The sequence below is a fragment of the Paenibacillus sp. FSL R5-0914 genome (assembly GCF_038004525.1).
Lineage (GTDB): Bacteria > Bacillota > Bacilli > Paenibacillales > Paenibacillaceae > Paenibacillus_AQ.
In genome coordinates this window covers 1,466,717-1,490,452 of the sequence record NZ_JBBORH010000001.1, presented here as the reverse complement: position 1 = coordinate 1,490,452, position 23,736 = coordinate 1,466,717, and the positions used below count along the sequence as shown (strand labels likewise).

Genomic DNA, 23,736 nt, shown 5'->3' with positions numbered 1-23,736 from the left:
AATTACAGCGGCGCGCTTTTTTCAATGATATGAGTTCTATTTAAAGCCCAGCCTTAGCAACTTCGCTATCTACAAGCTCTTTCATATAACGAAGTAAGTCATCTTTAAGCTCTTCATGCTGAAGTGCATAATGAATAGTGGTCTGAATGAAGCCCATCTTCTCACCTACATCATGGCGTTTACCTTCAAAGTCATAAGCAATAATCCGCTCCACTTCACTTAGGCGGGAAATGGCATCCGTCAGTTGAATTTCTCCACCTACGCCTACCTGCTGCTCACCAAGCATATCAAAGATGCGTGGAGTCAGGATATATCGTCCTAGAATCGCTAGATTAGAAGGAGCATCTTCTCTCTTCGGCTTCTCTACAAGGCGATTGGCCTTATAGACCCGCTCAGCCAACTCAGTTCCATCCACCAATCCATAGCGGGAAACTTCTTCCCAAGGCACAGGTTGGACACCCACAATAGAGGATTTGTACTGTTCATATACTTCCATCATCTGTTTGAGACAGGGTTTCTCCGACTCAACAATATCATCACCAAGCAGAACAGCAAATGGCTCATTTCCAATGAATTTACGCGCACACCAAATCGCATGTCCGAGACCTCTCGGTTCTTTTTGGCGAATGTAATGGATATCAGCCATCTCGGAGGATTTACGAACGGATTCAAGAAGTTCCCATTTCTGTTTCTCAGCTAAATTAAATTCCAGTTCAAAAGAATTATCAAAGTGGTCTTCAATCGCACGTTTACCTTTACCCGTCACGATAATAATATCCTCGATTCCTGAAGCAACTGCTTCTTCGACAATATATTGGATCGTTGGTTTATCTACTATCGGTAACATTTCTTTAGGCATTGCTTTGGTTGCAGGCAAAAAACGGGTACCAAGACCTGCAGCGGGGATAATGGCTTTACGGATCTTCATCACATTAACTCCTTCTGTCGGTTACTCTTCCATCTTAAATACTCTGTATAGTAAAATGGCATATTTCCTTTAATTATAGCAGTTATAACAGATTAATGTCAGAGTGTTTGTTATATTTGTATATCTATTCCAATCAAATCGGAGAGGAAGGAATCATATAAGTCTTTTACAAGATCCCCCCCTTTGCTAACTCTCACCTATATATTATCTAGTATATGCAAGTAACAAAGAGGACGAGATCGTATCTATAAAAAAGGGCCAAGCAACACCAGAAGACCCTCTGGTAGTCGCCTAGCCCTATTTCTTTAACCTTAATTACTTCGCATTAACCAATTGCCCCCGTGTAACCCCCAGCTGGTTGGTAGCCTTCAAGCTTTTCCATACCTGCGTACCAGAGATTTCGCCACGAAGTGCGCGGCTATAGAGGCTAATTACCTCAGCCACTTGCTCTGGTGTCTCTTCCAGGAACTCCACGCGGTACGAGGATACGCCAAGATCACGGAAATTGTTCAAATACTCCGCACCGGACTGCTCAACTGCATTATAGACGGTATTACGGCAGCCTTCATCCACACGAACAGGATGTGACATTCCAATACGGTCTTGCAGAGAAGCGCGATGCTCTTCACATGGACGGCCACAGTTCGTAAAGTCTGTACCTTCACTCATGAAGGTACAGTATACACAGTGCTCTGTGTGGAACATCGGCAAATGCTGATGAATTACGATCTCCATACGAGAAGTATCGCTGTGCTCAAGCAGGTCGACCATCTGTTGAATGTTCAAGTCATAGGATGGTGTTACCATGTCACAGCCTGCCTCCAGGAACAGGTCCACTGCCTTATGGTTAGCGATATTCAGTGAGAAATCGCCGATCAGGCGAGGATGCACAGCATCCGGTTGCTCTTGACGGCGGCGCAGATAATAATACAGCGCACCGGTATTGCGCACTAACACGGCATCAGGCTGCAAGCGCAGAATATTGGCGTGGTAGCCGTTCTCACCCGGCATATGAATGCGCGGTGTGGCCAGCGCGATGCTGGCCCCTGCAGCCCGTACCGCATCTACCGCTGCCGGGAACTGCTTGATAAACTCGAAGTCGGCGTAGATGTTTCTCACGCCGGCCTCGAGCGCAGCCTGCACCTGCGGCAGGCTGCGGCACAGCGCGGTGAGCTCCGCTTCACCAGCGCGCTGCGGAGCGACGCCCCTGCGGGTAGCGTCGCCATAAACCTCGATCGCCCGTTTCACGTACACGGGCGGTTTCGGGCGCTCGCCCGCAAGCAGCTCCACCGCTTGGCGGCGGATGCTGTTCAGCTCGCGCATAGGGACGATCACGTCGCCTTGCAGATGCGACTCTAGCGCGTCAAGCTGGAACACGGTCCCGCCCAGGCGGCCGAATTGTTCTTCCAGCAGCGCGGCATCCATCGGACGCTTTTGCGCTGTTTCCAGCGCGAGCTCCGAGTCTACACGGACGGTAACGTTCTTCTGAACGTCCGTCCACCAGGTGGTCAGCTTCTCGCCGACGCAGCCCTGCACTCGCACATGTACCGGGAATACCCGGTACGGCTTCTCGGTTTCATAAGTCTGGCGCAGCGCCTTGTCTAACGCAGGGTCATTTGTCTTCCAAATGCGATCACCGACATTTAGACGACGCAGATCCACATCATTACGACCGGCTACGATGTCGATGATCCAGCCTTCTCCGGCTTCACCTTCGAGCTTCACACCTTTACGACGAAGGTCGTAAACGCGTCCGCCTTCTTCTTTTTTCGTCGGATCGCCTGCATCAAACACGATTCCGTCTCCCCGCTTAAGCGGTGCATGAATACGGCAGACAACGCCATCACGAAGAATTTGTTCAACCGTTCCGAGATATACACCACGGCTTTTCGGGAAAGTGCCGTCTACAAGCTTTTTATTGTTCGTTCCATCTAGGAAACCATGCGTGAAACCGCGGGAGAAGCTTTGTTGCAGTTCACGAACTTCTTCCTTCGATGGTTTGGACATATCGCCATCAAAATACCGATCAATTGCTTTACGGTACTTACTAACTACATTCGCAACGTATTCTGGACTCTTGAGGCGCCCTTCGATTTTGAAAGAAGTTACGCCCGCCTCGATCAACTCAGGCATAAGATCTATAGCTGCCAAATCCTTAGGGGAGAGCAAATAAGTCACATCACCCATAGGTTTAACTTCTCCATCCACCATCAGATCATAAGGCAGACGGCAAGCTTGAGCGCATTCACCGCGGTTGGCGGAACGTCCGCCCCACATTTCCGAAGTCAGACATTGACCCGAATAAGAGACACATAAAGCACCATGCACGAATACTTCCATCGGCAGACGGGCTTGCTCCCCAATCGTCTTAATTTGCTTCAGATTGTTCTCACGACCGAGTACCACACGTTCCAAACTGAAAGGCTTAGTAAACTCGACCGCTTCCGGGGAAGTAATAGTCATCTGTGTCGATCCATGAATCGGGAAATCCGGTGAGATTTCACGGATCATTTTGACCAAACCTAAATCCTGTACAATCACCGCGTCCACGCCAGCATCTACACAAGCGTCAATCAGTTCTTTTGCATCGGACAATTCATTTTCAAAAACCAGTATATTAAAGGTCAGGAAACCCTTCACACCATAGCTATGCAAAAACGCCATAATTTCCGTCAGCTCGTCCATGCGAAAGTTGTTCGCTCTCGCCCGTGCATTAAACTTCTCTACGCCAAAAAAGATAGCATCCGCTCCGTTTGCTACCGCCGCACGCATGCAGTCCCAGTCACCTGCAGGTGCCAATAGCTCCACATCTTCTCTGCGTATTTGTTGCTCTTTCATTTATATCCTCCCAAACCGCCATATGGCGGGTCATTTCTAGTTGCTTAACTTGATAATTGTATCAAATATCACATCTCAGCGCCATGTGTTTACCAACATTTATATAAAGAAAGAACGCCCCATGCCATTTTGGCTACAAGGACGTTCTCATCTAATTGAATCACACTCTACTATTAGTTAGTCATGAACTCCAAACACCTCTAAACTACTCATTCCCTGTAAACCGAAACGACTGCAGCGTTTTATCCAACAAAGCTTGCTGTTCTGCAGTAGCATTGGCATCATTCAGCGTAACAGTAATCGTATAGACCACCTCATTTTTACCAAAAACAACGTGCTTACTGCGGACAGGAACACCATTCTTGATTTGATGCACAGTAAGGTTCGTAGCAGGAACACCGGCAAAGGTAGACTCCACTATACTTTCAATGCGAGGACCTTTAGGATCATTATTTTTATTTTGATAAGAATCTTTGAGCATATTCACCGCATAATCGACTGAGCTTTCAGGTTTCGAGTTAATCTGGAAACGTCCTCCGATGAACCAATACTCTACCAACTGTGTCTCGAATACATCTTGATTGGGTGTCCATAAACGTGGAATGTCGATGGCATAGCCGTATCTTTTGGATACTTTGGTTATCGTTTTATTCTTGATTGTCTTATAGTCATCGCTAGCGAGTCGCCCGAAGTTCTCCTTCAACAGATCAAAATCAATATCAATGGAGGATATAATAGCATTGAATTTGGTCTTATCGTCTTCTTGTCCAGGAGGTGTCACATATTCAAAATAGTAACGGTACCCATTCTTGAGCACGATTGCCTGATATTCTGTCGCCCAACCGTTGCCGAAATTCAGCTGTGTCTCACTTATTTGCGCAGGTACGCCGGAGATTTCAGACTTCATGCTATCCTTAAAAACATAAGCGTCCGCTACAAAGTTCTCCTGCGTTTTTGTCTTCAACTCTTCAGCCCAGCTCTCTAGTGTAGAACCAGCAGGTGCCGATGTAATCGCCACACTCAAATGACTTCCATGTTTGCTTTCATAATAAAAATGCTGGTCATCCTTAGTCCAAGCGGCAGGAACCTGTAGTGAGATACCATAGTCCTCATTATAGGCTTCACTTAAGCCATTCTTTACGGTAGAGAGATCACGGATTTTGTTATCTTTAGTGTCAAAAGAGGGCCGAAAAGAGCTCAGTAACCCCGCATATTTGGCTAAATCCTTATAATTAGTGGCTTTCTCATCCGTCAAATAAATCTCGTAAAGTCTACCTTCAGCATAGATCAGCCTGTTTTCCCAGAGTGCTCCGCTAGAATCTTTACTGACCAATCGTGCATAGGGTACAGAGGCTTTCGGGAACGACTCCCGGTCTAATATCAGTTCACTGCCTAACTCGACTTCCCGGACTAGTTGTTCTAATAGCCCATCTGCATCAACAGCAACTGCCTGATCACTTGCATGAATCTCCAAATAATAAAGATTGTCCGCACTGGAGAAGGTAGCCACACTCTCATCACCACCGCTATTTCCAGCAATCAGTCCAGACGGATAATTTAGTGTCCATCGATAATAGCTGTTCCCAATTTGCGTCTTCCCCACATCGCTATCAATACCAGTATCCACTGGCACATCGCCTTCATTGTCAGCAGGAGCTAAGGTAATGATCAGCTCACCACCGTTACCCTGGGAGAGGGTTGCACCCAGTACACTCGCCACAAAACGCAGCGGCACCATCAACACACCTGAAACCATCCGAGGCGCGGAGGTGAGTTTAACTTTAGTCGCATCCTTCCAGGCACTAATACTACCAATCGTCATTAACCCTGTATGAGAGCCGTACGTTACTTTCACTACATCATTTCCTTCTAAGGAAACCGTGCTGCCAAATGTCTTTTTAAAAACCCCGAGCGGTACCATAACCGTTCCGTTCTCCATATAAGGCCGCTCGATAGTCACCTTCTTGCCATTCACCGTAGCAGAAGTACTGCCAACTTTAAGACTCAGCTGCAGCTTATCTGTTTCTGCTGCCCGTGCGGTTGGTATCGGTAATATAGAAAATAGCAATAATAAGGCCAGCATCGCACACAATCCTTGTTTTAAAACTTTAAAGCCCATTTTCCGTCCCCCTCTCGAGTTTTCTGATCACTCTTCCGTATGCTCGTCTCCATCTGCTCCTGCACCCTCTTCACTTAATAGGGGATCACCCTGAGTGAGCACCAGCTTACGGATGACGATATCCCCATCACTTTGCATAACCAGTCGTACCGTTGTACCTGGAGAATAGCTTTTAAACAATTCATTAATCTCAACTAGTGAGACCACACGGTGGCCGTCAATGCTGTACAAGACGTCGTCTTCGGCAACACCCGCCTTGCGTGCTTCAGCAGAAATCACTTTGGTTACAGTCAGGGGATCAAGCGTTGGCAAGCCCACAATCGAGGACCAACTCGGCTCTAACTCCAATCCAAGACTCGGGTGTTTTACTTCACCGTACTTAAAAAGCTGGTTCATAATATACTGCACGGTATCCGACGGTATTGAGAAGCCCATATTCTCCACGCCCACCGCTGAGTATTTCAGGCTGTTTATTCCCAGCACTTCGCCCTTCATATTCACTAGCGGCCCCCCGCTATTCCCGGGATTAATCGCTGTGTCACTTTGGATCAGACGATAAGCCGCAGCTACTTCACGGTTAAGGCCACTTATAACCCCTACGGTCGCTGAATTCCTTAGAGAAAAGCTAATCGGTGTTCCGACGGCCACTACCTTCTCACCAACAACGGTTTTGCCGGTCGATGGAATAAACTTTGCAGGTTTAAGGGAGGTTGCATTGATTTTGATCAGGGCCAGATCACTAACTTCATCTAGATATGTTTCTTTAATGCTGTAGGTTTTGGAGTCCGACGTCACTACCAAGGCATTCTGCAGATCTTTGATGACATGTGCATTGGTTACAATCCATCCATTCGATTTCACAATAATGCCAGAACCATGCGTCAGATTGTATCGATCATCCGGTCCGCTAGCCCCCCCACTATCGTCTTTGCCGATAATGCCCACTACGGAGGGGGTGATACTTTTAATAATCCCTGGTACGGGGTCTTCCGCTGCTGTTGAATTTTTGATTTTGTCTCTCTGGGTTGTGGTCGCCGCGCTAACCGTCTTAGTCGTATCACCCAACGCATAAACCGACTCACTCCATACTCCTGACAGCAACAAACCGCACAGCAGCAAGCCCATTCCTTTCTTCACCAGCTTCTCCCCAATCCTCATCAACCTTCACCAGACCCTCTCTCTGCGAATGGATTAATTTTACATTATATAATTTGAAAAAAAGACACCTTCAATGCGCCCACGGCGTTAAAGGAGTCTTTTGGTGCAAAGCTGTTCAATTTAATTCTTCCGTTAACTTAACCAATGCATCACCATGGCATAGTCAGAGATTATAAAAACCAACAAACTAACCGCTCCGAAAGCAATGGCGAACTTGTTCTTTTGGGGAGCTCTCAGTAACCGAACGACTCCAACCAAAATTAGGATAGTGAATAAAATCATAAAAACATCAAAGGTATGAAATTTAGACGGTCCTTGCGCGGCAACTTCTGCAAGTAGCATTACCTTACCTCCTCAAAAATGTTGTCAAGCAAGATCCAGTATTCCCCATATCCTCTTCTATGTTATCGCTACCATTTGGGCGATGCAATAGGTTTTGTAGAAAAATTATGTATTTGTCGCAAAAAAAATATTTTATTACTGCAAAATCGGATAAATTATTGATTTTGTTCATTGACGTTTGATGTTTTCCGGCAAAAGAGATACAACCCTAACGAGTAATGCTCTATTTTTTGAAGGTGATGAAATGAAGTATCAGTTATGGATTAAGCCCCCTCAAATTAGCCGATTATCGGTTTGATTTTAGTTCTAAGGCTGCTTCCCCAATCTAGTAGCTGAAGCTTTTAATAGAACAAAATGTATATTACAAATAGTTATTTATTTTTCAAGGAACCATTGAGCCTACAGTTATTCTATTACCCATTAAGTATACTTACAGCAACAGCATGTTCCTCATTAAATCTTACGACGGACATGCCCTACATATGCCTATCCCGCCTATTATTTAGTATTCTTTTTATAGGAGTCATATAACGTTTACTAGAAAACTCACATCAGAACGGATAAAGGCTCTAATTTACTGGTGACTACCAGCAATTGTACCGATCAATTGTTTTCCCAAAATAATAATTTTGGACAACAAACAATAAAGGCCACGGCAAATTGCCGCGACCTTTATTATTTAGTAGTTATACTATCCAGCTATTTATAGCTTAGGTAGTTTCCGCCGTCTCAAGCATAAGCGCTTCAGTACGCTCTGTATCACGAATCAGAACTGGCTTCAGATACTTACCTGTGTAAGACTCCGTAACAGTAATGATCTTCTCTGGTGTTCCTGTTGCCAGTACGGTTCCGCCGCCACTGCCGCCTTCTGGTCCCATATCGATGATATAATCAGCGGTCTTAATAACGTCCAGATTATGCTCAATGACAAGAACCGATTCTCCGGAATCCACCAAGCGGTGCAATACTTCTAGTAAACGACCAATGTCGTCCACATGCAGACCTGTTGTAGGCTCATCCAAAATATAGAGTGTCTTACCGGTACTACGACGGTATAGCTCGGAAGCCAACTTCACACGCTGCGCTTCACCACCGGATAATGTTGTACCTGGCTGACCAATCTTAATGTAGCCAAGACCCACATCCATCAGCGTTTGCATTTTACGGTGAATACGAGGGATATTCACGAAGAACTCTGTAGCATCCTCTACAGTCATCTCCAACACGTCGGAAATGTTTTTCCCTTTATATTTCACTTCTAGTGTTTCCCGGTTATAACGTTTACCTTTACATACCTCGCAAGGAACGTATACGTCAGGCAAGAAGTGCATCTCAATCTTGATAATTCCGTCCCCACGGCAAGCTTCACAGCGTCCGCCTTTTACGTTAAAGCTAAAGCGTCCCTTTTGGAACCCCCGTACCTTTGCCTCATTCGTCTTCGAGAACAGATCACGAATGTCTTCAAATACGCCAGTATAGGTTGCTGGGTTAGAGCGTGGTGTACGCCCAATTGGCGATTGGTCGATTTCAATAACCTTATCGAGATTTTCCAAGCCACGAATTTCTTTGTGCTGACCCGGACGCACCTTCACAGCCTTATTCAGCTGTCGTGCCAAGCTCTTGTACAGAATTTCGTTAATAAGTGAAGATTTACCGGAGCCCGACACACCAGTCACCGCCGTAAATACACCCAATGGAATCTTCACATTCACATTTTTCAGGTTATTCTCTTTAGCGCCACGAATTTCTATCCAACGATCATCGGTAGCACGACGCTTAGCGGTAACTGGAATAAACTTACGACCGCTTAAATATTCACCGGTTAAGGAATTCGGATCTTTCATAATCTCTTCCGGTGTTCCTTGCGCCATAACTTGTCCACCATGAATACCCGCACCCGGTCCGATATCAATAATATAGTCCGCTGCCATCATCGTATCTTCGTCATGCTCTACAACAATCAACGTATTGCCTAGGTCACGCATATGAGCAAGCGTAGAGATCAGGCGATCATTATCCCGTTGATGCAGACCAATACTTGGCTCATCCAGAATGTACAGTACACCCATCAAACTGGAACCGATCTGAGTGGCCAACCGGATACGCTGTGCTTCACCACCAGATAGCGAGCCTGCTGCGCGGCTAAGTGTCAAATAGTCCAGTCCGACATTCACTAGGAATCCCAGACGATTGCAGATTTCCTTAAGAATGAGATTGGCGATAGCTGTCTCTTTCTCACTTAACTTTATTTCTTCAAACCAATGCTGACAGTCACCAATCGAGAGATCGGTAATATCCGAAATATTTTGCTCGTTGATCGTCACCGCCAAAATTTCTTTCTTCAGACGTTTGCCCTTACAGACATGACAAGGCTTAGCACTCATAAATCCTTCGATAAATTCACGAATACCGTCAGATGCGGTCTCCCGGTAACGACGCTCCAGATTCGGAATAATCCCTTCAAAAGCAACCATCGCATCTTTCTTTTGTCCAAAATCATTCTCATATTTGAAGCGAACCTTCTCGCTACCTGTACCATGCAGTAGTTTATTCATATGATCAGGTGTTAAACTGCTCACTGGAACGTTCTGTGGAATATTAAAATGCTCACACACGGACTTCAGAAATTGCGGATAGTAATTAGAAGTACTTCCAGTCCAAGCTAAAAAAGCACCTTCTTCAATGGATTTCTCAGCATCAGGAATAAGCAGATCTGGATCGACCACCATCTTCATTCCAAGTCCATCGCACTCTGTGCAGGCTCCAAACGGACTGTTGAAGGAGAACATACGTGGTGCCAGCTCTTCAATACTGAAACCACAAATCGGACAAGCAAAATTAGAGCTGAACAGAAGCTCTTCCTGACCGATGATATCCACAAGGATTTTACCGCCCGAAAGTTTAAGTGCCGTCTCCAGTGAATCCGTCAGCCGGGTCTCCACATCGTCTTTAACGACGATCCGGTCTACAACAACTTCTATGGTGTGTTTTTTATTCTTCTCAAGTTCAATATCCTCAGACAGATCTCTTAGCTCACCGTCCACACGCACACGTACGAACCCTTGCTTAGAAATATCTGTGAAGAGTCCTTTGTGTTCACCTTTACGTCCTGAAATAATAGGCGCTAGGATTTGCAAACGAGTCTTCTCTGGATACTGCATAATCCGGTCTACCATTTGTTCAACGGTCTGGGAAGTAATCTCAATTCCATGCTCTGGACAATGAGGGTGACCGATTCGAGCAAAAAGCAACCGGAGATAGTCATAGATCTCAGTAACCGTACCAACTGTGGAGCGCGGGTTGCGACTTGTTGTCTTTTGATCAATAGAGATTGCCGGAGATAATCCGTCTATCGAATCCACATCCGGCTTCTCCATTTGCCCCAAGAACTGACGAGCATAAGCTGACAAGGATTCAACATAACGCCGCTGTCCTTCAGCATAAATCGTATCAAATGCAAGCGAAGACTTACCCGAGCCGCTCAGCCCCGTCAGCACGACGAAACGGTCACGTGGAATCGTCACATCGATGTTTTTGAGATTGTGCGCCCTCGCGCCTTTAATTACAATATTATCGTTCGCCAACGGAACCTCTCCTTAATGAATCAAATATCAAAGCTGTTTTCTATTTATTCAAAAAGAACGGCCAGGACAGCACCGTTCAATTACTTATTTTAAATATCGGTGATGCATTTAAGGTTTATTACTCGGCCCGGAGCTCCAACAATGCGTCACGCAGCTCTGCCGCGCGTTCGAATTGCAGGTTCTTCGCAGCGTCCTTCATCTCGGCTTCCAGACGCTGGATCAGGCTTTGTTTCTCTTTCTTATTCATCTTGCCACCAACACCCGTGAGGTAATCCGCTTTGGACTCGGCAACCTTCGTTGCCTCGATGATGTCACGCACCTTTTTATTAATGGTGGTTGGGGTAATGCCGTGCTTCTCATTATGGGCGATCTGGATGGCGCGACGACGCGACGTTTCGCTCATCGCCTTCTCCATCGAATCAGTGATTCGATCACCGTACATGATTACACGACCCTCGGAGTTACGGGCCGCACGACCAATCGTCTGAATTAGGGAGCGTTCGGAACGAAGGAAGCCCTCTTTATCCGCATCGAGAATAGCGACCAGCGATACTTCCGGGAGGTCGAGACCTTCTCTTAGCAGGTTAATCCCTACCAAAACATGGAATGTACCAAGTCGAAGATCACGTAAGATCGCCATCCGCTCCAGCGTTTTGATATCAGAGTGCATATAACGAACCTTAATCCCAATTTCCTTAAAGTAATCCGTCAGATCCTCTGACATCTTCTTCGTCAACGTTGTGACGAGTACGCGTTCGTCTCGTTCCACCCGATCACGAATTTCACTAATCAAGTCATCGATTTGTCCCTCTGTAGGACGAACCTCAATGATCGGATCCAAAAGACCTGTAGGCCGGATAATCTGCTGCACCATGGTGTCGCAGTGCTCCATTTCATAGGGTCCTGGTGTCGCTGAAACATATACGATCTGCTTCACTTTTTCTTCGAATTCCTCGAACTGGAGTGGACGGTTATCCAGCGCAGACGGCAAACGGAAACCATGCTCTACCAGTACCGTCTTACGCGCCCGGTCACCATTATACATCGCCCGAATCTGTGGAAGTGTTACATGGGACTCATCAATAATGATCAACATATCATCTGGAAAATAATCCATTAATGTATACGGAGTTGCCCCTGGTTCACGGAAGGTGAGCGGACCGGAATAGTTCTCAATCCCAGAGCAGAAGCCCACTTCTTTCATCATCTCAATATCATAACGTGTCCGCTGTTCCAGACGCTGAGCTTCAAGAAGCTTTCCTGCGTCACGAAGAACCGTTAAGCGGTCTTCCAGCTCTTTTTCAATGTTGACCAGTGCCACTCGCATCGTTTCTTCCTTGGTAACAAAGTGAGACGCCGGAAAAATAGCGACATGATCGCGCTCCCCGATCAGTTCACCCGTCAGTACATCAATCTCAGTGATTCGCTCAATTTCGTCACCGAACAATTCGACCCGAATGGCATGCTCACCCTGAGATGCCGGGAAAATCTCAACCACATCACCACGTACACGGAAGGTTCCGCGTACAAAATTGATATCATTACGCTGGTACTGGATATCCACTAGCCTGCTCAAAATCTCATTTCGAGGCTTCTCCATCCCTACCCGCAAGGACAAAAGCAAGCTTCCGTATTCCATCGGCGAACCGAGGCCGTAAATACAAGACACACTCGCCACAATAATAACGTCACGCCGTTCGAACAAGGAGCTCGTTGCGGAGTGGCGCAATTTATCAATCTCTTCATTAATACTGGAGTCTTTCTCGATATAAGTATCGGAGGAGGGAATATACGCCTCTGGTTGGTAATAGTCGTAGTAGCTGACGAAATAGTCTACCGAATTATGCGGAAAAAACTCCTTAAACTCACTCGCCAGTTGGGCAGCCAAAGTCTTGTTGTGCGCAATAACTAACGTCGGGCGGTTTAATTTGGAAATAACTTGTGCAACGGTAAACGTCTTACCCGTACCCGTCGCGCCCAGCAGCGTCTGGTGCTTCTTGCCCTGCCGGATGCCTTGTAGTAATTCCTCTATGGCATGAGGCTGATCGCCCTGGGGTGTATACTCGGACTCCAATTCAAAAGTCTTTGTACTGACGACAATATCACTCATTTGCCCGTCTCCCCTCTATCGTCTAAACTAGATTAATATATTATAATTGTTGTCTGAATGTTCTCTCTCCATACGATGGCAAGCTAAAACGCCTTTGGCGTCTCTAAAAGACGTTAAGCGTTTGTGCGAGAATTATAAGGATTAAAGTATAACGTGAAACTTATACTTTCTTATAATTAAAAAATATGGAAGATAAGAATATGTGTTCCCGTTCATTATACAGTGTTGCCTAGATCGTTGCAAACCATAATACATAGAAATGTTAGGAGCTTGAAGCATGGATATTACCTCAATAATCGGCCTATTGGCTGGACTGGCTGCGTTAATCGGCGGCTATCTCTGGGAAGGCGGAAGCCTCTCAGGACTGCTGCAGCTTAATGCAGCTTTGATTGTGTTCGGGGGTACGTTTGCCGCCGTTATGATCAGTTTCCCGGCATCTAAGCTGCGCTCCATTCCAACAGCATTACGCATGGCTTTCGGTAGCAACCCTGATCGTGATGTAGAAAAAGCAGAAGAACTTATTGCAATGGCAACCGTGGCCCGTCGCGGCGGCGTTCTAATGTTAGAAAAACAAGCTGAAGAACATCCGGACCCTTTTACACGTGAAGGTCTACTTCTTATTGTCGACGGCACTGATCCTGAGCAGGTAAGACAGATCCTTGAATTAGAAATGGATGCTAAAGAATTGAAGCATGAGAACTATGCTAAGATTTTTGAAGCTGCAGGTGGATATGCACCAACGATGGGAATTATCGGGACGGTGATGGGGCTCATCCGTGTACTTGGCAACCTTACAGATCCGTCAAATCTGGGCACATCTATCGCAGTGGCATTTACCGCAACATTGTACGGTGTTGCCATCGCTAATTTAATATTTTTACCCATCGCTTCCAAAATCAAATCCCGCAGTCAAAGCCAGCTACATAGTATGGAAATGCTGCTCGTCGGCATTCTTTCTTTGCAGAACGGGGATCACCCCTTGCTGGTGCGTAAAAAACTGAACTCATTCATCTCAGACACGGACACGAATGACCGTGCGGAAACTAGAGGTCTTCTATGAGACAAAGAGACCGGCGCAAGCGGCGTGTAGAGACTCGGGAAAGCCGCGACCGTTGGATGATTACTTATGCTGATCTAATTACACTTTTACTTATTTTTTTCGTTATATTGTATGCGATGAGCAGCCTGGATACTGACAAATATAACATCGTGACAGGCTCGTTATCCGAGACCTTCAAATCTGGCAGCACTGTCCTTGAGGGTGGGAACGGCATTTTAGATGCTGGGAAATCAACTGAGAACAAACCGGAAAGTACAGACGGGAATGGGAATGCAGCTGCAACTGCGAGACCGAATGATGGATCTGCTGAACAAACGGAGAACGAAACACCTTCGGCACGTGAACTTGCTTTTCGAGAACAAGAGGCTAAACTTGCTGAATTAATGGGTGTGATTACGAACTATGTAGAGGAAAATAATCTCGGAGAACAAATTTTTGTTGCCGACAAACCGCAGGGGATAGAAATCACACTCAGTGACCGTTTTCTCTTCGATATAGGTAAGGCAGACCTGAAGTCTCCAGCCCTGCCTGCTCTTCAGCAGTTATCTGGCTTATTCAGCGATATCGGCGCAAAGATCAGCATTGAAGGACATACCGACAATACTCCAGTATCTTCGGCTTCTCACTATAACGACAACTGGGAGCTATCTGGTGCTCGTGCGCTGTCAGTGCTTCGCTTTTTCTTAGATCATGAAGGGTTGAACCCCGACAATTTTCAATATGCAGGGTATGCTGATACCCAGCCCACCGCGGAGAACACATCAGCTGCAGGTAAGCAAAAGAACCGCCGTGTAGAGATCATTGTGCTGCGGCAGCTTCAAGAGGGTGCCTAAAAAATGTTTTACTCAGAGCTAGTTACAATAGCTAGGCCTGTGCGGGAGCGAATCTGCTTATCAACATACCAAAATGGGCTCGCCACTATTTATTACGGAAATACTCCCTGATTATCTGCCTATTCCCTTGTCCAGGCGCAGAATTAGGGAATTCCTCCCTGATTAATACCCTATTTAGTCAGAAATAGCGCTTTTCACTGAAATTTTAGGGAGGAATTCCCTAAAACCCTTTGTGTCACGCTATATTCGTCTAAAATAAGGGAGGTTTTCCCTAATTCCACAATCAGTAGATTCGCTTTTAAATAAAATCCCATAATTCTAAAGAGTCCCAGGATTTAACTCAAAAATCACCACCACTATCTATATAAAAACACCAAACAGCAAGTCCCCAAAAACGGAAACTTGCTGCTATAAATATCACATTCGGTGAAATTAATATTCAGAAAAAAATTAGAATTACTCCCCTACCAATGCACGATATCCAGCTGCATCTAGCAGTCCTTTTACAGCATCAGCATACTCTCCGTCCACTTCAATTTCAAAAATCCAACCTTCACCATACGGCTTATCATTAATTAGCTCTGGACTAGCTTCTAAACCATCATTAATCTTGGTAACCTTCCCAGAGACGGGTGAATAGAGTTCCGATACGGTCTTAACGGATTCGATACTGCCTACGCTGTCGCCAGCTGAAATGGCCGAACCCACTTCAGGAAATTCCACAAATACGATATCGCCTAACAAATGCTGAGCATGATCCGTAATCCCAACACGTACTACGCGTCCTTCCACTTGCTGTGCCCACTCATGCTCTTCGCTGTAAAGAAGGTTATCTAAAACTTCACTCATTTCAAGCCGCCTCATTTCCAAATTGGAATTCTAAATTAGTTATAGCCTAAGTGATCGCGGAGCATAATGTCAATATTACTAAAAGTAAAATAAATTTGTCGTTTTTTTGACTTTTTCTTGTTGACAGCGCCCTCCTATACCCGTTTAATGGAGACATAAGAAACAAATACAGTTGCGGATGATGGCATAGGGAGAGACTGTCTCACTTGAAGACGGCGCCGAAGGAGTAAGCCCTAACAGGGGTGAATCTCTCAGGCAAAAGGACCTTTGTCGGACGTACCTCTGGAGAGCATCAGACGCGAGGCTGAGTGCGTCAGGTCACCAACGGGGAAACTTGCATGTTAGTTACGCAGGGTAACTCTCAGGTACAAAGGACAGAGCAGAAAGCGATTAGTGCATTTATGCATGATTGCTTCTGCCTGTCCTTTTTTTCGTATGTAATCAGACTAGGGGAGTGACGACATGGATGCTTTGAAAAGAACGCCTTTTTATGATCTCTATTCCGCTTATGCGGAGTCCAGGTGCATTGATTTTGGCGGCTGGGAGCTGCCAGTACAGTTTACAGGTATCGTGAAGGAGCATGAGGCTGTTCGCCAGCAGGCTGGACTGTTCGATGTATCGCATATGGGTGAATTCATGGTGATCGGAAGCGGCGCTGAAGCCTTCTTACAAAAAATGACGACCAACGATGTCAGCCGCCTTACCGATGGTGCGGCACAATATACGCTGCTCTGTTATCCAAACGGCGGGGTGGTCGACGATTTACTCGTGTATCGACTAAGTGAAGGCCGTTATATGCTTGTCGTAAATGCCTCCAACATCGATAAGGACTTCCAGTGGCTGCAAGAGCATCTGACCTCTGAATTCGGTGAAGTCACACTCACTAATGTCTCTGACGAGACGCTTTTGCTCGCCTTGCAAGGTCCGCTGGCAGAGACCATACTCGCAGAAGTTACTGATGCACCGATCTCAACGCTCAAGCCTTTCCACTTCATCGAACGCGCAACCGTCTGCGGTGTAGAAGTACTGATCTCCCGTACGGGTTATACCGGTGAAGATGGCTTCGAAATTTACGCTCCGCTGGATGTGGCAGCAACGTTATGGAACGGCCTTCTCGCAGCTGGCTCTCCTCACGGATTAACACCTGCTGGACTGGGCGCACGGGATACGCTTCGTTTCGAGGCAAAATTGCCACTGTACGGTCAGGAGCTGTCGGCTGACATCACGCCTCTTGAAGCTGGAGTACAGTTCTTCGTGAAGCTGGACAAAGCGGATTTCATCGGACGCGATGCGTTGATACAGCAAAAAGAAGCGGGTCTCCCCCGCCGTCTTGTCGGTCTAGAAATGATTGATCGAGGCATTCCACGCTCCCATTACCCAGTCTATGCGGACGGCATCAAAATCGGAGAGGTCACAACCGGAACCCAATCTCCAACGCTGAAACGCAACCTGGGATTAGCTTTGCTTGATACAGCTTACAGTGAAATAGGCACAGAGGTTTTCGTAGAGATACGTGGCAAGCAGCTTAAAGCTGTCGTGATTAAGGCCCCTTTTTACAAGTATAAACGCCTTTAGCGTCCATATTAGGACGGTGAACTTTTAAGCGAGAAATAAAAGGATAAAGTATAACGTGAAAATTGTACTTTCTTATATTTTAAAAAAGCCAAGGAGTGAAACCTTAATGAAGCACCGTTATCTGCCCATGACAGCACAGGACCGCGTAGAGATGATGGAAACCGTCGGGATTCAGTCCATAGATGAGCTGTTCTCCGATATCCCTGAAGCCGTCCGTTATCAAGGCACTATGCCGATGTCTGAACCGCTCGATGAGTACGCCCTGCTACGTCACATGAAAGGTCTCGCTGACCGAAATGCTGACTTCGATTCGCACGCCAGCTTCCTCGGCGCCGGATTATACGACCATCACATCCCCGTGGTGATCAACCATGTCATTTCCCGTTCGGAATTCTACACTGCTTATACTCCTTACCAACCAGAGATCAGCCAAGGCGAACTGCAAGCGATCTTCGAATTCCAATCCTACATTTGCGAACTAACCGGTATGAAAGTTGCCAATGCCAGTATGTATGATGGCGCAACCGCATTATCCGAAGCAGCAGTCCTCACAGCTGGTGCCACCAAACGCAAAAAATTAATTGTCTCCCGCACCGTTCATCCTGAAGCGCGCCAAGTGTTACGCACATCGGCTAATGCTTGGGGTCTTGAGGTAGTGGAGATTGACTATAGAGACGGTGTTACCGATCAGGCTAAGCTTGCTGAGGCCATTGATGGTGATACGGCTGCAGTACTGATGCAATCGCCTAACTTTTTTGGCAGCATCGAAGATCTTAGCTCCGTTGAGCCGCTGATCCATGCCGTTAAAGGATTGTTCGTCGTCAGTGCAAATCCGATCGCTCTTGGCATTCTAGAAACACCAGGTAAGCTCGGAGCCGACATCGTAGTCGGTGACGCTCAGCCACTCGGTATTCCAGCTTCCCTCGGCGGTCCAACCTGTGGCTTCTTCGCTGTAGCAGAGCATTTAATGCGCCGCATGCCAGGTCGTATCGTTGGTCAAACTGTTGACCGTAACGGTAAACGCGGCTTCGTTCTGACACTCCAAGCTCGTGAGCAGCATATTCGTCGTGAAAAAGCGACATCGAATATTTGCTCCAATCAGGCGCTGCTCGCACTCTGCGCATCCGTCTACCTGTCCGTAATGGGTAAAGAAGGGATGCGTGAAGTAGGCGAGCTGAACATTCGTAAAAGCCATTACGCCGCTAATAAACTAAGCGAACTAACAGGGGCTGAACTAACCTTCTCCTCCCCATTCTTTAACGAGTTTGTCGTGAAGCTTCCGGAAGGAAGCAGCGTAAGTGCAATTAATTCGAAGCTGCTGAAGGAAGGTTATCTAGGCGGTTATGATCTGGGCCGTGATTATCCTGAACTTGCTGGACATATGCTGGTAGCCGTTACGGAAAAAAGAAGCAAAAACGAAATCGACCAATTCGCTAGCGCACTGGAGGGCTGTTTATGAAACCGGAGCAAAGTCTAATTTTTGAATTAAGCCGTCCCGGCCGTTCGGCCTATTCTTTGCCACTATGCGATGTGCCGCAGGAAGAAAGCTTAGAATCTCTGATTCCATCAGGTTTACTCCGTAGCGAACCCGTCGTGCTTCCAGAAGTATCGGAAGTGGATGTCATTCGCCACTACACTTCCTTGTCACGCCGTAACTTTGGTGTAGATAACGGCTTCTATCCACTCGGTTCATGCACGATGAAATACAATCCGAAGATTAACGAAGATGTTGCCCGCATCGTAGGCCTAGCTAAGATCCACCCTTACCAGCCAGAAGAAAGCATTCAAGGTGCACTGGAATTAATGTATACCCTGCAAAATGACTTATCCGCACTAACCGGCATGGATGCTGTATCTTTACAGCCTGCCGCAGGTGCTCATGGTGAATGGACCGGCCTCATGATGATCCGCGCCTACCATGAAAGCCGCGGCGAGACCCGCACGAAGGTTATCGTGCCGGATTCCTCACACGGCACCAATCCTGCTAGTGCTTCAGCAGCAGGACTTGAAACGATCACGATCCCTTCCACAGATAAAGGGATGGTTGATCTTGAAGCACTCAAAGCAGCTGTTGGCAGTGACACAGCCGCATTGATGCTGACCAATCCAAGCACACTCGGCTTGTTTGAGACCCAAATCGTCGAAATTGCTGAGATCGTGCACGAAGCAGGCGGCTTACTCTATTACGATGGAGCCAATTCCAATGCTATTATGGGCATTACCCGCCCTGGCGACATGGGCTTTGACGTGGTGCATCTGAACTTGCATAAGACAATGAGCACCCCGCACGGCGGTGGTGGCCCTGGAGCCGGACCTGTCGGCGTAAAATCAATCTTGATTCCGTTCCTACCACAACCAACTGTGGTGAAAAACGAAGATAGCAGCTTCTCACTCGACTTCGGCGGTCCTGAATCGATTGGACGCGTGAAAGCTTTTTACGGCAACTTTGGTATTCTCGTTCGTGCCTACGCCTATATCCGCACCTATGGTCCAGACGGACTGCGTGAGGTATCCGAAAATGCCGTGCTGAATGCGAACTATATGATGCACCGTCTGGCGCCGTATTTTGAAATCCCATATCCGGGCGTATGTAAACATGAATTCGTAATGTCCGGCAAAAACCTCAAGCAGTATGGTGTACGCACCTTAGACGTTGCTAAACGATTACTCGACTTCGGCTACCATCCGCCAACCGTGTACTTCCCTCTGACTGTTGAGGAATGTATGATGATCGAGCCGACGGAAACGGAAAGTAAAGAAACGCTCGACGGCTTCATTAATACGATGATCCAGATCGTAAAAGAAGCGCAGGAGACACCGGAAATCGTAATCAACGCACCTCATACCACAGAAATTAGCCGATTGGATGAGACACAGGCTGCGCGTAAGCCGGTATTGAATTGTTCTTGCGGTTAACAGCTAATGAGTAGTATTAAAAACGCAGGCCACGATACCAAGTATCGTCGGCCTGCTTTTCGCACTGTCCAACTACACGAAAAGTTCTCATCCTCTAAATCATCAGGCCCTTCCCAGCATCATTAAAAATGTCTGAGAAGGGCCTGTTTCAGTTGTTTATCACTATAACTTTTTGATATTACGCACCATGCGTCGGAGTTTCTACTTTCACTACGCCCTTGCGCTCCTTAGCCGATTTACGGAAGTAGAACAGCTCGTAAATCGCTGGAACCACAACCAGCGTAAGCAGCGTTGCCGCGGTCAAGCCACCGATGACCACAATCGCCAAGCTTTGCGAGACGATGCTGCCCATCTCGGCATGGCCGAACAGCAGTGGAGTCATGGCGCAAATGGTAGCAATTGCCGTCATCAGAATCGGGCGCATCCGTGTTCCGGCCGCTTCCAGAATGGCTTCGCGTATACCCATATGCGTTTCATTCTGCTTAATACGGTCGATAAGCACAATCGCATTCGTGACTACGATACCAATTAGCATCAGAGCCCCGAACAGGGCAGTGAAATCAGGTGTTACGCCGGATACGATCAGTCCAACAATCGCCCCAATCGCAGCCAAAGGCAAGGAGAACATGATTGCCAGCGGAGCACGAAGGGTTTTGAAGGTGAGGACCATGATCAGATACACCAACCCTATGGAGATCAGCGCTGTCATACCAAGGTCAGCGAAATCCTCTGACTGATCAACCGAGGCTCCGCCTGCAAATAGAGTCACACCCTTTGGAAGGGTAAGACTATCGGTTTGCTTTTTAATATCCGCTCCGATTTCAGACACCTTCTTCGGATCCACTTCCGCTGTAATTCTCGCATATGGCTTCCCATCTTTATGGAACAACAGTGCTGGTTCATTCCGAACCTCATAGGTTGCTAGTTGTGACAACGGCTTTGGACCTTCAGCAGTCATGAGCGTCATTGCCTTTAAATCTTGCTCTGTCTTAGGCTCAGCCATAGGATCTAACACTACTCCTGCAGGTGTACCGTCCAGTTCGATTTGCCCCATAGGGATCGGATTCAGCATAGCCGACAATTGCATGGTAATTTCTTGTGCATTGGTCTGTGCTGGATCTACCTTAAATGTAAAGACAGGTTTGGTATCCTCCATATTACTACTGACCTTCTGAATCCCCTCCACAGTCTTCAACTTATTCGTAACTTCTGCTGCAACAGCAGTAATATCTGTAAGATTATCACCCACGATATCAATATATTCGCTAGTGGAGCTTGAACCCATCATACTCATTTGATTAGCAACAAGTGTTGCCCCAGCGTAGGAATCCTTCACATCACGGACATGATCGATGAAGCCTTGCGCATCCGCACCTTTTTTCATCACAACGGTATAGTCCACTAAGGTCTCCGAGCTGACGGCCCCCCACTGGGCCGCATCTGCACTGTTCCCTGATTGCATGATCACCGTTTCCGCTTCAGGCTGTTTCATCAAATCTTGCTCTAACTGCTTTCCTTTTTCTAAAATCTCTTTGACAGGAACATCCTTAGGATAATTCAACTGAACAGAGACATAGCTGGCATCTGAAGCATCAAGCGCACCTTTTGGCATAGTCACATAAGCAGCGATAGAGCCAATCAGAAGGAGAAGACCTAGCGATAAAGTAATCCATTTCCGGCGCAAATTCCAATCGAGGAATCGGGTGAACCATTTAGACGGCTCGTGTTCTTTCATTGAAGTTCTTCTCAGCAGCCATGAGCTTAACAGCGGAACCACCGTCAAAGCTACAACGAGTGAAGTTAACAGTGAATACGTGACCGTTAAGGCAAACGGAAGTAGGAACGCCTGTAAACTACCACGCAGAAGACCCATCGGCAGAAATACCGCTACCGTTGCAATCGTAGATGAAGTAATCGCTCTAGCCACTTCCCCAGTTGCGCTTATAATCATTTCACGGGAGAAGGGTTCTTTTTGCAGCCTACGGTAAATGTTCTCAATCACTACGATACTATCATCAACCAAGCGACCGACCGCAACGGCCACACCTCCGAGTGTGATAATATTCAGACTTATGCCGGATATATCAAGCAGATATAAGGTAACCGCTAGTGAAAGCGGAATAGAAACCGCCGTAATCAGGGTTGCCCGCAGGTTGCGTAGAAACAGTAAAATTACGATCGTCGCGAACAGCGCGCCGAGCAATACTTCACGCATCATACTATTCACCGAGGTAACCACCATATCTGATGTGCTGAATACGACCGCTGCCTCTGCATTTGGAATGGTTTTGTTAATATGTGCTACGGTATCCTTTATATGTTCTCCGACACTTACTGCATTCGCATTAGCTTCTTTGGTTACTATGGCGAAAAGAACATCTTTCCCATTCGAGCGGCTAACGCTCTCTTGATCTTCCTTCAATTCGATGGCAGCAATATCCTGCAGCTTAACACCCGAGGATACGGGTAGCTTTTTTAGAGTATCGATACTATCAATTGTAGAAACCACATTAACGTTACCTGTCTGACCACCAATCGTCTGCTCTCCAAGAGATGCCGATACATTACGTCCCTGAAGTAACCCTAGTACTTGAGGTGTCGTAATTCCTTTCTCAGCCATTAATTTTGGATCTAGCTTCACTCGCACTTGCGGAGTTACTTTCCCATATAAGGCGACGTTGGCTACACCTTCTGCTTGTTGCATCTCTGGAATGATCGTTTCTTCCGCAAGCTTAAGGTTTTCTTTAGTCAGACCTTCGTCAAACGAAAGGGTGACCTGCGACACAGGAATCATGGAAGTATTCAGTTGAAGTACAAAAGGGGCCATCACACCTTCAGGGAACTGCAACGAATCTACAACCTTTTGCACCTCCCCAGCTGCATCCTTCATATTTGTTTTTGAGTCGTAAAAAATATTCACCTGTGCGTATCCGTCTCCGGAAGTGGACAGTATTTCTTTCTTTCCCTTTACAAAAGCGGCCCCAGCCTCAATCGGCTTCGTAACCTTCGTCTCCATCGCATGGGCATCCTGACCCGGACCGAGCACCGTTACAGTCACTTGCGGATTATCTGCCTCTGGCATAAATTCCATCGGTAGCGAAGTGTAGCTCAGCCCTCCCACTACAAGCGCCATTACTACTAAAAGCCCTACCGCCGCCTTGTTACCGAACGACCATTTGGTTAACCATTTCATTATCGTTTCCCCTTCCACCCCGTATATTTCTGGTACTCCTCTTATGACTGCCCCATTATGTATTATTTTCCATCCCGAGATTTAGTTTAGACATTTTTGGTCGAAGTCAAAACAGCCCTACGGCTGGTTTTATACTCAGTCTTAAGACGGGGGGCTTTCTCCTTCCGAAGGATAGGGAATTAGAGCAAACAAAAAAAGAGCACCCCAAAAGCCATGTAAAATGGCTTTCGA

Annotated in this window: 14 protein-coding genes and 1 riboswitch; of the genes, 5 read left to right on the top strand and 9 right to left on the bottom strand. The window is 46.8% G+C overall.

Annotated elements, in window-relative coordinates:
- Window positions 1–40: 40 nt before the first annotated feature.
- The 7 genes from galU to uvrB all read right to left on the bottom strand — a co-directional run bounded on the left by galU (window position 41) and on the right by uvrB (window position 13,079).
- A complete protein-coding gene (gene galU, locus MKX60_RS06375; RefSeq protein WP_042131276.1) occupies window positions 41–928 on the bottom strand; it encodes a UTP--glucose-1-phosphate uridylyltransferase GalU in 888 nt (295 codons plus the stop codon).
- Window positions 929–1,243: 315 nt separating this feature from the next.
- On the bottom strand, window positions 1,244–3,766 hold the full coding sequence (locus MKX60_RS06370) for a DUF3656 domain-containing U32 family peptidase (RefSeq protein WP_149645277.1): 2,523 nt from the start codon (window positions 3,764–3,766) through the stop codon (window positions 1,244–1,246).
- 205 nt (window positions 3,767–3,971) lie between these two features.
- Complete coding sequence (locus tag MKX60_RS06365) at window positions 3,972–5,885, bottom strand: stalk domain-containing protein (protein WP_341059342.1); 1,914 nt, start codon at window positions 5,883–5,885, stop codon at window positions 3,972–3,974.
- Between the two features lie 27 nt (window positions 5,886–5,912).
- A complete protein-coding gene (locus MKX60_RS06360; RefSeq protein ID WP_445670743.1) occupies window positions 5,913–7,046 on the bottom strand; it encodes a S1C family serine protease in 1,134 nt (377 codons plus the stop codon).
- A 129-nt stretch (window positions 7,047–7,175) separates the two neighbouring features.
- On the bottom strand, window positions 7,176–7,385 hold the full coding sequence (locus MKX60_RS06355; RefSeq protein ID WP_042192275.1) for a hypothetical protein: 210 nt from the start codon (window positions 7,383–7,385) through the stop codon (window positions 7,176–7,178).
- Window positions 7,386–8,095: 710 nt separating this feature from the next.
- The gene (gene uvrA / locus MKX60_RS06350) at window positions 8,096–10,969 is read right to left on the bottom strand and encodes an excinuclease ABC subunit UvrA (RefSeq protein ID WP_341059340.1); all 2,874 of its coding nucleotides are present in this window, start codon (window positions 10,967–10,969) and stop codon (window positions 8,096–8,098) included.
- Between the two features lie 118 nt (window positions 10,970–11,087).
- On the bottom strand, window positions 11,088–13,079 hold the full coding sequence (gene uvrB / locus MKX60_RS06345; protein WP_042192280.1) for an excinuclease ABC subunit UvrB: 1,992 nt from the start codon (window positions 13,077–13,079) through the stop codon (window positions 11,088–11,090).
- 277 nt (window positions 13,080–13,356) lie between these two features.
- Between uvrB and MKX60_RS06340 the strand changes: the two genes are divergently transcribed.
- Together MKX60_RS06340 and MKX60_RS06335 are read left to right on the top strand one after the other, a co-directional pair.
- The gene (locus MKX60_RS06340) at window positions 13,357–14,139 is read left to right on the top strand and encodes a flagellar motor protein (RefSeq protein ID WP_076286986.1); all 783 of its coding nucleotides are present in this window, start codon (window positions 13,357–13,359) and stop codon (window positions 14,137–14,139) included.
- Window positions 14,136–14,972 carry a flagellar motor protein MotB gene (locus MKX60_RS06335; RefSeq protein WP_042192284.1) on the top strand — a complete coding sequence of 279 codons (837 nt, stop codon included), beginning with the start codon at window positions 14,136–14,138 and terminating at the stop codon, window positions 14,970–14,972. Before MKX60_RS06340 ends, MKX60_RS06335 begins: the two co-directional genes overlap by 4 nt.
- Window positions 14,973–15,428: 456 nt before the next feature.
- Here MKX60_RS06335 and gcvH read toward each other — a convergent pair whose 3' ends face one another.
- The gene (gcvH, locus tag MKX60_RS06330) at window positions 15,429–15,821 is read right to left on the bottom strand and encodes a glycine cleavage system protein GcvH (RefSeq protein WP_076286985.1); all 393 of its coding nucleotides are present in this window, start codon (window positions 15,819–15,821) and stop codon (window positions 15,429–15,431) included.
- A 178-nt stretch (window positions 15,822–15,999) separates the two neighbouring features.
- Window positions 16,000–16,098: riboswitch (glycine riboswitch) on the top strand.
- A 185-nt stretch (window positions 16,099–16,283) separates the two neighbouring features.
- On the opposite strand from gcvH, the gene gcvT reads away from it, so the two are divergent.
- From gcvT to gcvPB, 3 genes are all read left to right on the top strand, one after another.
- Entirely contained in the window at window positions 16,284–17,396 is a 1,113-nt protein-coding gene (gene gcvT, locus MKX60_RS06325) for a glycine cleavage system aminomethyltransferase GcvT (protein WP_340973127.1), read from the top strand.
- A 106-nt stretch (window positions 17,397–17,502) separates the two neighbouring features.
- The gene (gcvPA, locus tag MKX60_RS06320) at window positions 17,503–18,855 is read left to right on the top strand and encodes an aminomethyl-transferring glycine dehydrogenase subunit GcvPA (protein ID WP_341059339.1); all 1,353 of its coding nucleotides are present in this window, start codon (window positions 17,503–17,505) and stop codon (window positions 18,853–18,855) included.
- Window positions 18,852–20,312: an aminomethyl-transferring glycine dehydrogenase subunit GcvPB gene (gcvPB, locus tag MKX60_RS06315; RefSeq protein ID WP_076286983.1), complete on the top strand. Its 1,461-nt coding sequence runs from the start codon at window positions 18,852–18,854 to the stop codon at window positions 20,310–20,312. Before gcvPA ends, gcvPB begins: the two co-directional genes overlap by 4 nt.
- A gap of 178 nt (window positions 20,313–20,490) precedes the next feature.
- On the opposite strand, the gene MKX60_RS06310 is transcribed toward gcvPB, so the two are convergent.
- Window positions 20,491–23,505, bottom strand: coding sequence for an efflux RND transporter permease subunit (locus tag MKX60_RS06310; RefSeq protein ID WP_341059337.1), 3,015 nt, complete (start codon window positions 23,503–23,505; stop codon window positions 20,491–20,493).
- Window positions 23,506–23,736: the final 231 nt, after the last annotated feature.

Bases quoted from the DNA above. Each gene is read 5' to 3' on its own strand.
- gcvH (WP_076286985.1), bottom strand. From the start codon at position 15,821: ATGAGTGAAGTTTTAGATAACCTTCTTTACAGCGAAGAGCATGAGTGG.
- galU (WP_042131276.1), bottom strand. From the start codon at position 928: ATGAAGATCCGTAAAGCCATTATCCCCGCTGCAGGTCTTGGTACCCGT.
- MKX60_RS06335 (WP_042192284.1), top strand. From the start codon at position 14,136: ATGAGACAAAGAGACCGGCGCAAGCGGCGTGTAGAGACTCGGGAAAGC.
- MKX60_RS06340 (WP_076286986.1), top strand. From the start codon at position 13,357: ATGGATATTACCTCAATAATCGGCCTATTGGCTGGACTGGCTGCGTTA.
- uvrB (WP_042192280.1), bottom strand. From the start codon at position 13,079: ATGAGTGATATTGTCGTCAGTACAAAGACTTTTGAATTGGAGTCCGAG.
- gcvPB (WP_076286983.1), top strand. From the start codon at position 18,852: ATGAAACCGGAGCAAAGTCTAATTTTTGAATTAAGCCGTCCCGGCCGT.
- gcvT (WP_340973127.1), top strand. From the start codon at position 16,284: ATGGATGCTTTGAAAAGAACGCCTTTTTATGATCTCTATTCCGCTTAT.
- MKX60_RS06365 (WP_341059342.1), bottom strand. From the start codon at position 5,885: ATGGGCTTTAAAGTTTTAAAACAAGGATTGTGTGCGATGCTGGCCTTA.
- MKX60_RS06355 (WP_042192275.1), bottom strand. From the start codon at position 7,385: ATGCTACTTGCAGAAGTTGCCGCGCAAGGACCGTCTAAATTTCATACC.
- MKX60_RS06310 (WP_341059337.1), bottom strand. From the start codon at position 23,505: ATGAAATGGTTAACCAAATGGTCGTTCGGTAACAAGGCGGCGGTAGGG.
- MKX60_RS06370 (WP_149645277.1), bottom strand. From the start codon at position 3,766: ATGAAAGAGCAACAAATACGCAGAGAAGATGTGGAGCTATTGGCACCT.
- gcvPA (WP_341059339.1), top strand. From the start codon at position 17,503: ATGAAGCACCGTTATCTGCCCATGACAGCACAGGACCGCGTAGAGATG.